This is a genomic window from Truepera sp. (genome assembly GCA_032027045.1).
Lineage (GTDB): Bacteria > Deinococcota > Deinococci > Deinococcales > Trueperaceae > JAAYYF01.
On sequence record JAVSMU010000001.1, the window covers coordinates 2,866,254 to 2,880,727 of the forward strand.

Here is a 14,474-nt window from a genome sequence, read left to right on the forward strand (position 1 = left end):
CCGTCAGCGCCTCAGCGCAGCTCTACCTCGCGAAGGTAGCGCAGGCCGCGGGTGGGGAGCTGCTGGAAGCCGACCACGTTGTCGGAGACGGCGCTGAAGAGCGTGCCGTAGGCGATGTGCGCGATGGGGCCCGTGCAGGCCAGGCGCTTCTGCAGGTGGTCGTAGATGTTCACGCGCTCGGCGTGATCGGTGGTGGTGCGGCCGAGCTTAAGGAGCTCGTCCACGGAGGGGTCGGAGAACTTGAAGACGTTGGTGGAGCCGCCGGTCACGAAGGTGCGGTAGAGGTAGCCGTCCGGGTCGGTGGAGCCGCCGTTGAGGCTCACGAAGGTATCGAAGTCGGAGTTGCGCCACGCTTGCACGAAGGCGCCGAACTCGGCCACGTTGACCTTGAGCCTGATGCCGACCGTGGCGAGCTGCGCCTGAACGACCTGCGCGACGTCGGACACGACCTGGATGGTGCCGAAGGTGATCAGGTCGGCGTCGAAGCCGTTCGGGTAGCCGGCCTGGGCGAGGAGCTCGCGGGCCTTGTCGGGGTTGGTGGCGTAGCAGGGGAAGTTCGAGACGGGCGTTGCCCATTCCTCGAGCCCGGGGCTCAGCGGACCGCCCGGCACGGCGTTGCCGAAGTAGACGGCGTCGACGATCTCGTCTCTATCGATGGCGTAGTTGATGGCCTCGCGCACGAGGGGGTCGTTGAAGGGCGCGCGGCTGACGTTGAGGCCGAGCAGCGTGTAGGCGAGGTCCTGGACGCCCATGAGCGTCACGCCTCGAGCGTTCTTGAGCGTCTCGGCGGTGGCGGGGTCGACGTCGGGGATCAGGTTGTAGGTCCCCGTGCGCATGCCGGCGGCGCGGGTGGAGGCCTCGGGCACGACGTTGTAGCGCAACTCTGCCAGCTTCGGCTGGCCTGGGCGGTAGTAGTCGGGGTTGGCCACCAGCAGCACGTAGGTGTCGGGAACGATCTCCTTGAGCATGAACGGACCCGTGCCCACGGCGGCCTGCTGCAGGCTGCCGCCGTTGGCCTCTACGACCTCGCGCGGAACGACGGTCAGGTTGGTGAGGTTCGATAGGAACGGCGCGAACGGCTCCTTGAGGGTGAAGGTCACTTCCAGCGGGCCCGTGGCCACGAGCGACGCGACCTCGTTGAAGCGGCTGGCCTGCGGCGAACCCGTCTCGGGATTCATGATGCGGTCGAAGGAGTAGACGACGTCCTCGGCGGTCATGGTGCGGCCGTTATGGAACTTGACGCCGTCCCTGAGCTGGAAGACGTAGGTGAGGCCGTCGTCCGAGACGGTCCAGGAGGTGGCGAGCGCCGGTTCCAGCACGAGCCCGGCGTTCACTTCGAGCAGGCCGTCGTAGATCTGGCCGATGACCGCGAACGAGGAGAAAGCCGTTACGACGTGAGGGTCGAGGCCGACCGGCGCCTGATCCACGGCCAGCTCGAGCCGGCCCTGTTGGGCGAAGGCCGTGCCGAAGAGGGCCACGGCAGCGATGAGGAGGAGCTTTAGTGAGCGCATGTTGCCTTCCTTCCATGGTCGCGCCGTGGCACCCTCGAGGTTGGTCGTCTCCGTGGGTTCAGGGCGCGGAGGAGCGTGCTTTTGCTCCCCGAGAGTACCATTGCTAGACCAGTGGGGCGGCGGGTGATAGCCTTCGGCATGGACCGGAAGACTGACCCAGGTGCCGCCGAGCGGGCCGTGGTGGCGGCCACGCCGCTCCTGCAGGCCGCCATCGCCGATCGCGTGACGCCCGGCGCGGTGCTACAAGTGGCCGGCCCCAGCGGCCCCGGCGCCGCCGTAGCCAGGGGCGCCGTGGCCTACGGCGGCGAGGCGGTCACCCTGGAAACCAGGTACGACCTGGCCTCGGTGACAAAGGTGACGGCCTGCCTCCCGAGCCTGCTTCGGCTGGTGGAGGCGGGCGAGTTGCGCCTGAGCGACCGCGTCGACCGCTTCTTCCCCGCCGCCGGCTGGATGCAGGAACCGTCGTTGGGCGCAGTCACGGTGGAGGACCTGGCGCTGCACCGCTCCGGGCTTCCCGCGTGGCGCCCGGTCTTCGCCTCCGTAGCGGGCCACCGCGCCGTGCTCACCAACGTCTTGCAGTCGAGCCTGAGCGAGCCACACGGCAAGAACCTCTACTCGGACCTAGGCGTCATCGTCCTCACCGCCATCATCGAGCGCGTGTCCGGAACGCCGCTCCAGGAGTTCCTGCGCCGGCAGGTGCTCAAGCCCCTGGGCATGAGCAGTACGGGCTTCGGACCGCTACCCGCGGGCGCCGACGTGGCGGCCACCGAGGACGACGGCTTGCGTGGGCCGTTGGCGGGCCGCGTCCACGACGAGAACGCCGACGCCATGGACGGCGTCTCCGGTCACGCGGGCCTGTTCGCCACCGCCGCAGACGTCACCCGCTACGCGCAAGCCTGGCTGCGGTTCGATGCGCCCTTCGCGGGCGAGGAGCTGATGCGCCACGCCACCGGCGACCTGTCGCAGGGCGAGGGCGCGCGGCGGGGGCTCTTGTGGCGCCTCGCCGAGGAGGGCTGGCCGCTGGGCCCCAAGGCGTCGGAGCGCGCCTTCGGGCACACGGGCTTCACGGGCGCCAGCGTGCTGGTGGATCCGGGCCACGGCCTAGTAGTGACGCTGCTCACGAACCGCGTGCACCCCCGCCGCGGCCCGGCCGACGGCATCGTCTCGCTCAGACACGCGCTGCATGACGCCGTGGTGGAGGCCTTCAAGTGACCGATCGCGGGCTGCCTCCCGACCTGCCGCCCGGCCTGCCTCACGACCTTCCGCCCGACCTGCCTCCCGACCTTCCGCCCGACCTGCCGCCGGCCACCGTCTTGGGCCTCATGTCGGGCACGTCGCTCGATGGGGTCGACACCGTCACGGTCCGACTGGAACGCCGGGTGGGTCGCCTCGCCTGGGACGTGCTTGGCCGCTCGAGCCACGAGTACCCGGAGGAACTGAGCGCCAGGCTGCACCGCGCGCTCAAGCCCGAGACCTCGGACGTGGTCCTGATAACCGAGTTGCACCAGGAGGTGGGCAGGTTCTACGCAGAGGTGGTGGCTGCCGCCCAGCGCAAGCGCGAGCTGGACCTGGTGGCGCTCTCCGGGCAAACCGTCTATCACATCCCGCGGGTGGAGCCGGAGCGCGGCTGGCGCGTGAAGAGCACGCTGCAGTTGGGCGAGGCCACCGTGGTGACTGAGAACTGCAACGTCGTCACCGTCTCCGATTTCAGGCAGTCTGACCTGGCGGCCGGCGGTCAGGGCGCGCCCCTCGTGAGCTTCCCCGACAACGTGCTCTACGCCGCGCCGGGCGCGGCCCGCGTGGTGGTGAACCTAGGCGGCATCGCCAACGTCACGTACTTGCCCGCCGTCGGCGACGCGGGCCGCGTGATCGCCTTCGACACGGGCCCGAGCAACTGCCTCCTCGACGAGGCGGCGGCCGAATTCGCTGGCACCCCCTTCGACGACGGCGGCCGCTTGGCGCGCGCCGGCAAGGTGGACGAGGCGGCGCTGGAGCGGCTGCTCGACGACCCGTACTTCCGCTTACCGCCGCCCAAGACCACGGGCCGCGAGTACTTCTACCTGGGCGCCGCCCTGGAGCGTGGTTGGCCGGGAGTCGACGCGAAGCGCTTCCGGCCGGGAGCCGCCCCGGAGTGGGGCCGGTCGGGCGGTGCGGCGGAGCGGGTTGGCCCGGGCGCTGCGCTGGCGCCGGACCGGCAGGGCGGCGGGCAGGCCCTCGAGGCCCTCATGGCGACGCTCGCCGAGCTCACCGTGCGCAGCGTATTGGGAGGGATCACCACCCACCTCACGCCGTTGGGCGTTGACGAGGTCTTGGTGGCCGGTGGCGGGGCGCGCAACCCGGTGCTGCTCGAGGGCCTGACCCGGGGCCTGAGCGTGCCCGTCAAGAGCTTCGAGGAGTACGGCTGGGACGCCAAGGACCGCGAGACCCTCGCGATGGCCGTGATGGGTTACCTCGCTCTCCACGGCGAACCCAACGTGCTGCCCTCGGCCACCGGTGCGGCTTGGCCCGTAGTGGCGGGCAAGATCGCCCGTCCTTGGGGCGGCCGGCGGCGCCCGCGGTAGCCCGGCCCGGGCGCACGCCGGCGTCGTGCGGACGTTTGGGACGGTGATGGCGTCAAGGTCAACCCGGCGAGCGCTGGCGTTGTACCAGTTCGGTTTACTGCGACGCTACGTGTCGCACTTACGTGTGACGATGACTCAACCGCGCGGGATGCCATGGTTCGGGGGAACAAGGCAAACCGCGCGGCACCTTCTTGGCGCTCGACCGCACCGCTGAATCGCGCCAAGGAATCACGCCAATGAATCGCGCTGCGGAATCGAACCAAGGCACCGCGAATGGGCTGCGCCCCAAGCAACCTCACCAAGCTTCTGTCCCAAGAACATGCCTGCCAACCCACCGGCGGCTAACCTGAAGCAGCGGCGCCCCCGGAAGTGCGGGCCCGGTTAGGAGCGCGCCACGGCGCGGGCATGAGATATCGATCAATGAGAGACATCGATCTGCGAACCGACGACGAGCGGCTGTTCGTCACCATCCGTCCCACGGCCGAGGTGACGATCAAGGCGCCCACCACGCGCGCGTCCTTCCTCCGCAAGCTGAGGCTCGCCGTCAAGGATGCCCTGCAGCGCGGCGGCTTCGGGGTGCGCGTGTTCGTGCGGGGCAACCGCGTGATGGCCGAGGTGAGCAGCCGCGCCGACGAGGGCGGGGCCGCCGAGCGACCCGACCCGGCCGAGGGGCGTCCCGCTCCGGCCGAGGGGCGTCCCGCTCCGGCCGAGGGGCGTCCCGCTGCGGCCGCCGAGCGACCCGACCCGGCCGCCGTTGCCGAGGTCCTCTCCCGCGTCTTCGGCATCGGGACCTTCTCGCTGGTGGAGGCCGTGACGGCGCCCGACCTGGACGCCATCGTCGAGGCCGGCCAGCGGCTCTACGGCGAGCGCGTGCGGGGCAAGCGCTACGCCGTTCGCTGCAAGCGCATGGGCCGGCACGCCTTCAGCTCGATGGACGTGGAACGCAAGCTGGGCGCCGCCCTCAACCCGGGCGCCAAGGTCGACCTCACCAACCCCGAGGTGACGGTCGAGATCGAGGTCGACGGGCGCCAGGCCCTCTTCCTGAGCCAGCGGCACGCCGGCGCCGGCGGGCTGCCGCTCGGCACGGGCGGTCACGCCCTCGCGCTGCTCTCGGGCGGTTACGACTCGGTGGTGGCCGCCTGGTCGCTCATGCGGCGCGGCGTGGAGGTCGACTTCGTGCACTTCCGCCTCGGAGACCTCGAGTCGGAGCGCCTGGCCCTGAGGGTCGCGAAAGTGCTATCGGACGAGTGGGGCGCGGGTTCGCGGCCCGAGGCGCACGTCATCGACCTGCGTCCGGCCATGGGCGAACTGCGCAGCCACGTGGAGACGAACCTCTGGCAGGTGGGTCTCAAACGCCTCATGGTGAGAGCCGCCGACGGCGTGGCCGACGCGCTCGAGGCGTACGCCACGGCGGGCGCGAGCGGGGCCGCCACTCAGCCTCAGGTGCGGGGTCGGCGACTCTCGCGCCGGCGCATCGACGCGCTCGTGACCGGGGAGGCCATCGGTCAGGTGTCGTCTCAGACGCTCTCCAACATCCGCACCATCGACGCGGCTGCCGTGCGTCCCGTCCTGCGCCCGCTCATAGCCACGGACAAGCTGGAGATCATCGCCCTGGCCGAACGCATCGGCACGGCCGAGTTGTCGGCCAAGGCCGTCGAGGAGTGCAACATCACGCCCGTGCGGCCCGCCACCTCCAGCCGCGCTGAGAGGCTGAGTTGGCAGGAAGGCGGCATGAACGAGGACGCGCTGCTCCCCGCCCTGGCGCGAGTGGCGAGCGGCGCCTCGCGCGTGCCGCTGCGCGCCTACCGGGAGGGTGAGGGGGTGCTGCCGGTTCCGACGGCTGGCGAGGGCGACGACCTCCGGGTGCGCGAGCTACCCGCCGACGCGGTACTCATAGACTGCCGCGCCGCGGCCAAGCGCGGGTGGACACCCGCGTGGCCCGAGATGATCGCCGAACCCAGTGACTTGATCGCCGGTGGCGGGCTCGACGCCGACCGCGTGTACGTCGCCTTCTGCCCGCTGGGGCAGCGCAGCGCGTACGTGGCCAAGCTGCTTCGCGAGGGCGGAGTCAGGGCATTCAGCTTCATGGGCGGCGAGGGCGAGCTGCACAAGTACTTGGAGCGGTCGGCCGGCGCAGGCGCGGTCGCCGAGGGCGAACTCAGGCCCTAGTTCCCCAGCCGCGCGCCCGCGCCCTCACGCTTGCGCCGTCGCCCTCACGCTTGCGCCCGCACCCTCACGCTTGCGCCGTCGCCCTCACGCTTGCGCCCGCGCCAGGCGGGCCGCGGCCTCGACCGGCTCTCGCGAAGTGACGCCGAGCCGCGTGCCCGAAGGCAGGGCGGCGGCCAGCGCGTCGGTGAGGGGCGCCCCGCAGCGGGCCACGCCGCCCGCCAGCACCACCGGCAGTGCGTGCCCCACCCGACCACTCACGATGCGGGCCAAGCGGGCCAGCTCCGTGCCGGCAGCGGCCAGGACGAGGCGGGCCTGCTCGTCGCCCCGGGCCGCGGCCAGCGACACCACCGGCGTCAACGCCGCCAACCTGGCCCTGCCCCCGCCGTAGACCTCGCGGCGGATGGTGTTCCAGTCATCGCCCCCGAGCGCAGCGAAGATGCCGGCCGCAAGCGGGCCGCCTGGCGCCGCCCCCTGTTCGTCCCAGCGGCGCAGGACGCCTTTCAGCGCCTCGCGTCCGATCCAGTAGCCGCCCCCCGCGTCGTCTATCAGGTAGCCGTGGCCACCCGCGCGGATGGCGGTTCCGTCTGCGGCCAGGTGGAAGGCGACGCTGCCGGTGCCGGCGTACACGAGCACACCCTCGCCTGGCCGGAACGCGGCCAGGTAGGCGGTGTGGATGTCGGGCATGACGCTCACGGCCGCCTGCGGCATTTGGAGGGCCTCGGCGATGGTGGTCGCCAAGAACCCGGCGTCGGGGGAGTCGGGCTCGAGGCCCGTGACGCCCGCGACCACGCGCGCGGGCGTGGCCGTGGCGGCAACCTGGCGCAGCAGGGCGGTGAGGCGCTCCAGAACGGCCGCCCGCTCTGGCGTGGCGAGCTGGATGGCGGACACTGGTCCACCCGCGCCGCGCGCCAGCTCCTCGCCGGCCGCGTCCAGCAACAACCACCTGGTGCTCGAGCCACCGGCGTCGATGCCCAGGAAGGCGGCCCGATCAGACACTCATGGCCTCGGCTGCGAGCCCCTCGATGAGGGTAGCCCGACCTGGTTCCACGGAGTCCGCGGTAACGAGCCAGACGCGGATCTGGTCCTCGCCCTCCGCGGCGAAGGGCAGCTTGGCGATCGTCAGCCAGCCGGCCGCCGCCTCGGCCCGCAACTCGGACGCGAGGACCACGCCCACCCCGGCTCCAGCCAGGACCGCCGCCCGCATGGCGGTCGGACTCGGGATGGAGGCCTGGTGGGCGGCGGCGAGGCCGGCACGCCGCAGGAGCAGGCGGGCGCGCTCGCCCACCGCGCTGGGTTCGGAGGGTAGCAACCAGCGCGCCTGGGCGAGCAGGCCGGCGTCGGCGCCGTCGTGCCTGACCGCCGGCTCGCTGGGGTGAGCCGCGACCACGACGCGCTCCTCGCCTATGGGTGCCAAGCGCAGCCCCGGCTCGCCTCCGGCGGGCGCCGCCAGGGTGAAGGCGGCCGAGAGCTCGCCGCGGCGCACGGCGGCGACGAGGTCGGCCGAGTGCCCCTCTACGAGCTGGACCCCTGCCGCACCGTCGGCCGTCAGGGCGCCGCCAAGCAGCGGTACGAGGTGGGGGCTCAGCCCGCAGCGCAGTGTCTTCGCGGTGCTCCGCTCGGGGTCGAGGCGCTCGCCCGCCTCGCGCAGTGCAGCACGCACCTCGCGAGCGGCCCCCAGCAACGCTTGCCCGGCGGGGGTAAGCCGCGTGCCCGCGGCCGTGCGCTGCGTCAGCGGTCCGCTCGCCAGTTGCTGCAGCGCCGCCAGGCGGCGGCTGACCGAGGACTGCCCCACGCCCAGCAGCTCGGCGGCGGCGCTCTCGTTGCCGGCCTCCGCCACGGCCAGGAGCGTGAGGAGGTGCTCGGCGTCCGGGACTCGCGGCATGCGCCCATTATGCACGTTGCGCATACGTGCCGGCTCAATCGTGGAATCGAAACTCCCCGCCCAGACTGCGGAAAGGGCGCAGCCCAACCACGCCGACTTGACGAACTGAATCCATGACAGTTGATTCTGTGAACTACCCGCCTACGCAAGGTCTTATGAAACCCGTGCGAGGAGGGGTTTGGGAGACGTTGATTACGAGACGGCTCTTGCCGCCGAGATCATGCTCGAATGATCGGCACTGCGTACTCCCGCATCACGGCGTCGCGAGTAACTAAGTGGAGCTCTTCCGTCACCGCCTGCGCTAACAGCAGCCGGTCGAACGGGTCGTTATGCACCCGTGGCAACGCCGCTACGGCCTCGGCATGCGCGATGGTGATTGGAAGCGCTTTGAACCTGAGCCGCTCGATCTCTGCAGCGAGGTCATGAGGCGCCGTCAGCTTCCTCATGCCACGCTTGATGGCTATCTCCCAGGCGGTAGCCGCGCTTACGTAAACGACGTTACCGGGATCCGTCATGGCCTCAACCGCTCGCTGCGATAACGGCTGGATCCCTCCCGCGAGCCACAAGAACACGTGAGTGTCCAGCAGAAGATTCAAGACGGATTCGAGCCGCGCTCGAAATGCTCCATGAACTCGGCGGGAAGTTCGTCGAAGTCGTCGCTCATCTGAACTCGACCTTTCCACTCGCCCGCGGAAAGGTCGCGTGGCTCGACGTCCGCTTCGTAAGGCACCAGCTTCGCCACTGGCTTTCCTGCCCTGCCGATGACGATCACCTCGCCCCGCTCTACGGCTGCGATGAGGCGAGAGAGGTTCGCCTTGGCTTCGGTGATGGTGCGTACCTCGGTTGGCGCAGTCATACTGCCTCCGAGCGCATCATAGCGTAGACCTGGCCTGGTCTGGCCTGGTCTGGTCTACTGGCCAGTGCAGTCCCCTGGGCTTGCCGCTCCAGGCGGCCGTCGCTCCAGAAAACGACACCTCTACCGCAACCATGCCGCGGCGCGCTCCATCCGTGAACACCACCTCACGTTATCGCGCCATGGTCGGCAGGGACCGTAGCAAGCGCCGCTGTGCGATGGGTTACGGCTTCAAGGCCATCATGATGCATCATGATCGAAGGCACTGATTTACCAGGAGACACTCATGGCCACCCAGACTCGCGAGAAGTTCGCAACCCAAGTCGACGCGCAGATCCTGACCGAGATCCGGAGCCTCGCTCGTAGTGAAGGCCGCCAGATTCAGGCGCTCGTTGATGAGGCGCTCAGCGATCTACTCGAGAAGCGTCGGCAGGAAAGACCACGCCCCCACGTCATGGCCGCTTACCAAGCGAGCCACGAAAGGTTCGGGGACCTCTACAAGAAGCTTGCTGAGTGACCGATTACCTCACGCTCGCGGATGTTCTCGCCATTCACGAGGATCAGATTCAACGTTACGGAGGGGCGAGCGGGGTACGTGACATGGGCGTCCTCGAAGCCGCCCTGTTCCGCCCCCAAACCGGCTACTACGCAGACACGATCGAGGAGGCAGCTGCCTTATGGGAGAGCCTGGCGCAAAGCCGCCCGTTCGTAGACGGGAACAAGCGAACCGCCTTTGCTGCCGCTTATACATTCCTCGTAATAAACGGCTTCCGAATCTCCGCCAGCGCGGGTGACACGTACGAGTTCATCAACGGGCTCTACGCCACGGCAACCTTCGCTCTTGACCATCTCGTCGTGTGGCTACGCGGGAACACAACGGATCTGTAACGCCAGGATCCAACCAGTTTTGGAGTAGCCCACGAACAGTATGGAAAACGCCCATGGGGGGCACCCCCTTTCCCGAGAGTTTCGGCTGGCGGCCACTCCCGTTATAGCCACCGAGAGAAGCCTGGATCGATAAGCCCACGATTAGGAGTGACTGCTTCGACGCGAGCCGCGCACGGGGGCGCGGCAGCTCGCTCACCAGACGAAGAGACGTAACGCAATAGTCACAATTATTTTGATATTCGTGTAAACTAGTGGTGATGACCGCCCAGACCGAGCCCCGCTCCAAGCTCTACGACATCGCGGAACAGCAAGCCGGCTACTTCACTGCCTCGCAGGCCCTGCAGGCCGGCTACAGCCGTGCCTCCCAGCACTACCATCACAAGGCCGGGAACTGGCGGCGCGAAGGCCACGGCATCTACCGGCTCGAGCGGTTCCCCCGCACAGCCGACGAGCACTACGTACGACTCATGCTGTGGAGCCGAGACCGAAACGGCAACACCCAAGCCGCCATCTCCCACGAAACCGCCCTCCAAGCCTACGAACTTAGCGACACAATGCCCGCAAAGACCCACATCACCGTCCCAAAAAGCTTCCGGAAACAACCACCCGCCGGCGTCAAGCTGCACCGCCAGGAACTGACTGCATCTGACGTGACCGAACGTGACGGGTACCGCATCACAACGCCCCTGCGCACCCTGCTCGACGCCGCGGCTTCCACGCTGAGCGCCGAACACCTAGCCACCGCCGTACAAGACGCGCTGAGCCAAGGCCTGATCCGCAAGAGCGTCCTGGAACAAGCGGTGAGTGAAGCCCCCGAAGAAGTAAAGGCGCGCTTCGCCAGCACCGGACTTCCATGATCTACCGCACCGCCGGCGGCTTCCGCCGGGCGCTCGAAGAGCGCCTGACCAACCAGGCGCGAGCCGAGCACCTCGTGGATCCTAACCGCCTTCGCACCAGTGTGGCGTTCGAACGCTTCCTCGCTAGACTCTTCCACGACGACACCAAGCGCTGGGTGCTCAAAGGCGGCTACGCCCTCGAGCTCCGCTTCCCCGGCCGCGCCCGCACCACCCGCGACCTGGACCTGAACGTACCGCCACCCCCATACCCCGACCTGCTCGACGAGCTGCAGACGGCAGCTGAGCGCGACCTGGGTGACTACTTCGAGTTCAGGCTCAGCGCCCCCACTTCCAGAGGCGCACTCACCGGCCCGCCCCAAGGCGGCCACAGGTTCAGAGTCGAAGCGATACTCGCAGGCCGCCGCTTCACCAGCTTCCCGCTCGACGTGGGCCAGGGAGACGTCACGATTCGCGAACCCGACCACATCCCCGGGCGCATCGACCTGACCTTTGCCGGCATCGCCACGCCCCGCTTCGCTGTCTACCCGGTGGAAGACCACTTCGCCGAGAAACTGCACGCCTACACCGCACCGCGCGCGATCCGCACCCGGGTCAAAGACCTCGTAGACATGATCCTACTCATCGACCAGGGACTAGAACCAAGTCCCTTGCTGCGCGACAGCCTCGCAGCGACGTTCGAGCGCTACGAAAGGCAGGCACTGCCGCTAGTCCTGCTTCCACCACCCACCGAATGGCAGGAAACCTTCCCGGCGTTAGCCCACGAAGTAGGGCTCTCGGTGAGCGACCCCCTTGAGGCCCACGCCATACTTCAAGAATTCTTGTCCGGCTTCCAATAGCCAAACGCCAAACCTTCCGCAAAGCCATAGCCCCTCAACCGGTTACCGACCGTTAGGGGAACCCCCAGGGGACGACTTAGGCACCTGATCTGGGTGGTGTCGCAACAACCACGGTCATGCCCAACCGCTATTACCTCAGGATCTCTAGCAACTTCCTCGCAAACCGGGTAGGCTACCCGCCCGTAGTAATCCGGAGATGATGACGTTGGTGTCGAGGACAACCCGCTGGGAACACAGACAACTCCGCCACGACCACCACGGCCGCGAGCTGATCATCTCCTCGCATCCCGGGCCGGCGCTCACCGGCGCGGAACGCGCCAGCCAGACGAACTCGAGCCCTACGACCAACTCTGCTACCTCATCCGCTCGCCCCAAGCTCCCCGTGAAATCTCAACCCGACTAGGATAGGAGCGTCTACGTAATACCCTGCGGCAACGTCCGTGCTGCGCCCGCAGCGGCACCACCTAGGAGGGTTCGACTTGTACTTCAAGCACTTCTACGACGAGGACCTGGCCCAGGGTAGCTACCTGATCGGCTGCCAGGCGACGGGCGAGGCGGTGGTCGTCGACCCGCGGAGGGACGTCCACCACTACGTGGACGAGGCGGCGGCGCGGGGCCTGCGCATCACGGCCGTCACCGACACGCACGTCCACGCCGACTACGTCTCCGGCGCGCGCGAGCTCGCGGCAAGCGTCGGCGCCAGGCTCTACCTTTCGGGCGAGGGCGGCACCGAGTGGCGCTACGGGTTCGAGCACGAGGAGCTCATGGACGAAGGCGTCATCCGCGTCGGCAACGTGACGCTCCAGGCGCTTCACACGCCCGGCCACACGCCAGAGCACCTGTCCTTCCTCGTGACCGACACGCAACGCTCGCAGGTGCCCTCCCACCTCCTGAGCGGCGACTTCCTGTTCGTGGGAGACGTCGGCCGGCCCGACCTGCTCGACGCGGTGGCCGGCGGCAACGACACCCGCTTCGAGGGGGCGCGGCAACTCTTCTCCAGCCTCGAGAAACTCAGGGCCCTGCCGGAGCACCTGCAGGTCTGGCCGGGCCACGGCGCCGGCAGCGCCTGCGGCAAGGCGCTCGGTGCGGTCGCCAATAGCACGCTCGGCTACGAGCGTCTCACCTCCTGGTGGTCCGCATACGTCGCCTCGGGCGACGAGGCGGGCTTCGTGGCGACGCTCCTCGAGGGGCAGCCCGAGGCGCCCGACTACTTCGGGCGCATGAAGCGTGTCAACCGCGACGGTCCCCCACTGCTGGCCGACCGGCGCCCCATGCGCAGGTTCTCCGGCGCGGAGTTGCGAGGGCGGGTAAACCGTGACGTGATGTTCCTCGACACTCGCCCGGTGGTAGAGCAGTGGGCCGGATCGGTGCCGGGTGCCCTGGCGGTGCCGAACGGCCGCTCGTTCGCCACGTACGCGGCGTGGGTCATCGACCCGGAGGCCGACCGACGCCCGGTGGTCGTGCTCGCCGCCGACGAGGCGCATGCCGCGCGGCTGCGCGACCGGCTTTCGTACGTGGGGATAGACGAGGTCGAGGGTTACGTGACGTCGCTCGAGGGGCTCGACCTCGCGCCGCTACCCCTCGTCGCTCCTGGGGCCCTCGCGGCCCTGGGCGGCGCCGAGTTGGTCGACGTGCGCAACACGAGCGAGTTCGTGCTCGGGCACGTGCCGGGCGCCCGGAAACTGGCCGCGGCAAACTTCCTCGGGCGCTGTCATGAGTTCCCGCGACGGGGGAAGCTGGTGGTCTACTGCCTGTCCGGGGAGCGCGCGGCCCTGGTGGCGAGCGCCCTCAGGAACAGGGGCTTCTCCAACGTCGTGGAACTGGAAGGTAGCTACCAGGCCTGGAGCGCCCATGCGGCGGCATCGGGCGAGAAGAACGGGACGGTGACGATATGACCGACGAGGGATCCGAAAGACCCGGCGGAGCTAGCGGCCAGGAGCCGCCCCACCACCATGATCGGCCCCCGGGCGACGAGCGCCGCAACAGTTGGTGGCCCATCCTGCTCGTGATCGTGGGCGTGTTACTGCTGGCAGGCAACTTCGGCATGGACTTGGGAGGGTTCTGGCGTGGACTGGGCCGAATCTGGTCGTTCTGGCCCATAGCGCTCATCGCCGTCGGCGCCGACATGCTCACGCGCGGCAAGTACCGCCTCCTCGTCATCTCCCTGGCCATCGGCGTGGCCGTCGTGCTCGCCTTCTCGGGCGGCGTGGGTGGGGCCCCAGCAGAACCCGTCTCCGTCGACTTCCCCGCGGGTGGGGCCACCAAGTCACGTGTGGTGCTCGACCTGGGAGTGAGCCCGCTCGACCTCACCAGTGGTAGCGGTAACAGCGTCTTGTGGGGCACCGTGCAGCTTGCGGGCAACGAGAGGCTCGACCAGAAGTCGGTCAGGCGGGGCGACACGCTCGAGGTGACGCTGAGATCACGCGGAACCGGCTGGTTGCCGTTCCAGTTCGGTAGCGTTCGTGCCGGCGAGTGGCGGCTGGAACTGAACCAAGACCTACCCACCGACCTGATGGTCGATGCCGGCGTCGGCAACCTGCAACTCGACCTTAGTGACGCCAACCTTCGAGGACTCGCGCTCGACGCGGGCGTTGGCGGTGTCACGCTGACGCTGCCTCGCACCGGGTCCTTCGACGCGAGCGTCGACGGTGGCGTCGGCGGGCTCACGATACTCGTGCCGAGGAGCCTGGCGTTGACGGCCCGCATCGATACCGGCATCGGTTCCGTGAGGGTAGGTGGAGGGTTCGAGAAGCGCGGCAACTCCTACCTGAGCCCGGCCGCCGTGGCGGGGCAGCCGGCAACTGTAAGTCTCGAAATAGACGCCGGCGTGGGTAGCGTGAGCATCAGGTCGGTCGAGTGAACTGACCGGCCGACCCTACCCGGCGCGGCGCTCGAGTGGAGCACCCGATGTGGCATA

At 68.9% G+C, this 14,474-nt stretch carries 14 protein-coding genes; 9 read left to right on the plus strand and 5 right to left on the minus strand.

The features are described 5' to 3' along the window. Window positions 1-11: 11 nt before the first annotated feature. The gene (locus tag ROY82_12950; protein MDT3683369.1) at window positions 12-1,511 is read right to left on the minus strand and encodes an ABC transporter substrate-binding protein; all 1,500 of its coding nucleotides are present in this window, start codon (window positions 1,509-1,511) and stop codon (window positions 12-14) included. Window positions 1,512-1,649: 138 nt separating this feature from the next. Between ROY82_12950 and ROY82_12955 the strand changes: the two genes are divergently transcribed. The 3 genes from ROY82_12955 to ROY82_12965 all read left to right on the plus strand — a co-directional run bounded on the left by ROY82_12955 (window position 1,650) and on the right by ROY82_12965 (window position 6,241). Beyond that, window positions 1,650-2,723 (plus strand): serine hydrolase domain-containing protein, encoded by a 1,074-nt coding sequence (locus tag ROY82_12955; GenBank protein MDT3683370.1) that lies wholly within the window; start codon window positions 1,650-1,652, stop codon window positions 2,721-2,723. Continuing rightward, window positions 2,720-4,072, plus strand: a complete 1,353-nt coding sequence (locus tag ROY82_12960; GenBank protein MDT3683371.1) for an anhydro-N-acetylmuramic acid kinase — start codon at window positions 2,720-2,722, stop codon at window positions 4,070-4,072. The genes ROY82_12955 and ROY82_12960 overlap by 4 nt, the downstream gene beginning before the upstream one ends. A gap of 420 nt (window positions 4,073-4,492) precedes the next feature. After that, window positions 4,493-6,241, plus strand: coding sequence for a THUMP domain-containing protein (locus ROY82_12965; protein MDT3683372.1), 1,749 nt, complete (start codon window positions 4,493-4,495; stop codon window positions 6,239-6,241). A gap of 84 nt (window positions 6,242-6,325) precedes the next feature. Here ROY82_12965 and ROY82_12970 read toward each other — a convergent pair whose 3' ends face one another. The 4 genes from ROY82_12970 to ROY82_12985 all read right to left on the minus strand — a co-directional run bounded on the left by ROY82_12970 (window position 6,326) and on the right by ROY82_12985 (window position 8,979). Then, a complete protein-coding gene (locus ROY82_12970) occupies window positions 6,326-7,237 on the minus strand; it encodes a BadF/BadG/BcrA/BcrD ATPase family protein (protein ID MDT3683373.1) in 912 nt (303 codons plus the stop codon). Then, window positions 7,230-8,123: a LysR family transcriptional regulator gene (locus ROY82_12975; protein MDT3683374.1), complete on the minus strand. Its 894-nt coding sequence runs from the start codon at window positions 8,121-8,123 to the stop codon at window positions 7,230-7,232. The genes ROY82_12970 and ROY82_12975 overlap by 8 nt, the downstream gene beginning before the upstream one ends. Window positions 8,124-8,341: 218 nt before the next feature. After that, window positions 8,342-8,719, minus strand: a complete 378-nt coding sequence (locus ROY82_12980) for a type II toxin-antitoxin system VapC family toxin (protein ID MDT3683375.1) — start codon at window positions 8,717-8,719, stop codon at window positions 8,342-8,344. After that, window positions 8,716-8,979, minus strand: coding sequence for a type II toxin-antitoxin system prevent-host-death family antitoxin (locus ROY82_12985; GenBank protein MDT3683376.1), 264 nt, complete (start codon window positions 8,977-8,979; stop codon window positions 8,716-8,718). Before ROY82_12985 ends, ROY82_12980 begins: the two co-directional genes overlap by 4 nt. Before the next feature lie 283 nt (window positions 8,980-9,262). Here ROY82_12985 and ROY82_12990 point away from each other — a divergent pair, with 283 nt between their 5' ends. The 6 genes from ROY82_12990 (at window position 9,263) to ROY82_13015 (ending at window position 14,417) form a co-directional block, all read left to right on the plus strand. Then, complete coding sequence (locus tag ROY82_12990) at window positions 9,263-9,493, plus strand: hypothetical protein (GenBank protein MDT3683377.1); 231 nt, start codon at window positions 9,263-9,265, stop codon at window positions 9,491-9,493. Continuing rightward, complete coding sequence (locus tag ROY82_12995) at window positions 9,490-9,864, plus strand: type II toxin-antitoxin system death-on-curing family toxin (GenBank protein ID MDT3683378.1); 375 nt, start codon at window positions 9,490-9,492, stop codon at window positions 9,862-9,864. The genes ROY82_12990 and ROY82_12995 overlap by 4 nt, the downstream gene beginning before the upstream one ends. A gap of 257 nt (window positions 9,865-10,121) precedes the next feature. After that, the gene (locus ROY82_13000) at window positions 10,122-10,721 is read left to right on the plus strand and encodes a type IV toxin-antitoxin system AbiEi family antitoxin domain-containing protein (GenBank protein MDT3683379.1); all 600 of its coding nucleotides are present in this window, start codon (window positions 10,122-10,124) and stop codon (window positions 10,719-10,721) included. Continuing rightward, window positions 10,718-11,557, plus strand: a complete 840-nt coding sequence (locus ROY82_13005) for a nucleotidyl transferase AbiEii/AbiGii toxin family protein (GenBank protein ID MDT3683380.1) — start codon at window positions 10,718-10,720, stop codon at window positions 11,555-11,557. The genes ROY82_13000 and ROY82_13005 overlap by 4 nt, the downstream gene beginning before the upstream one ends. Window positions 11,558-11,997: 440 nt before the next feature. Then, window positions 11,998-13,452: a rhodanese-like domain-containing protein gene (locus ROY82_13010; GenBank protein ID MDT3683381.1), complete on the plus strand. Its 1,455-nt coding sequence runs from the start codon at window positions 11,998-12,000 to the stop codon at window positions 13,450-13,452. Continuing rightward, window positions 13,449-14,417: a hypothetical protein gene (locus ROY82_13015; GenBank protein MDT3683382.1), complete on the plus strand. Its 969-nt coding sequence runs from the start codon at window positions 13,449-13,451 to the stop codon at window positions 14,415-14,417. The genes ROY82_13010 and ROY82_13015 overlap by 4 nt, the downstream gene beginning before the upstream one ends. Window positions 14,418-14,474: the final 57 nt, after the last annotated feature.

Excerpts from the sequence above, each read along its gene's own strand:
- ROY82_12950 (MDT3683369.1), bottom strand. The coding sequence starts at position 1,511 with ATGCGCTCACTAAAGCTCCTCCTCATCGCTGCCGTGGCCCTCTTCGGC.
- ROY82_12955 (MDT3683370.1), top strand. The coding sequence starts at position 1,650 with ATGGACCGGAAGACTGACCCAGGTGCCGCCGAGCGGGCCGTGGTGGCG.
- ROY82_12965 (MDT3683372.1), top strand. The coding sequence starts at position 4,493 with ATGAGAGACATCGATCTGCGAACCGACGACGAGCGGCTGTTCGTCACC.
- ROY82_12975 (MDT3683374.1), bottom strand. The coding sequence starts at position 8,123 with ATGCCGCGAGTCCCGGACGCCGAGCACCTCCTCACGCTCCTGGCCGTG.
- ROY82_12985 (MDT3683376.1), bottom strand. The coding sequence starts at position 8,979 with ATGACTGCGCCAACCGAGGTACGCACCATCACCGAAGCCAAGGCGAAC.
- ROY82_12990 (MDT3683377.1), top strand. The coding sequence starts at position 9,263 with ATGGCCACCCAGACTCGCGAGAAGTTCGCAACCCAAGTCGACGCGCAG.
- ROY82_13000 (MDT3683379.1), top strand. The coding sequence starts at position 10,122 with ATGACCGCCCAGACCGAGCCCCGCTCCAAGCTCTACGACATCGCGGAA.
- ROY82_13005 (MDT3683380.1), top strand. The coding sequence starts at position 10,718 with ATGATCTACCGCACCGCCGGCGGCTTCCGCCGGGCGCTCGAAGAGCGC.
- ROY82_13015 (MDT3683382.1), top strand. The coding sequence starts at position 13,449 with ATGACCGACGAGGGATCCGAAAGACCCGGCGGAGCTAGCGGCCAGGAG.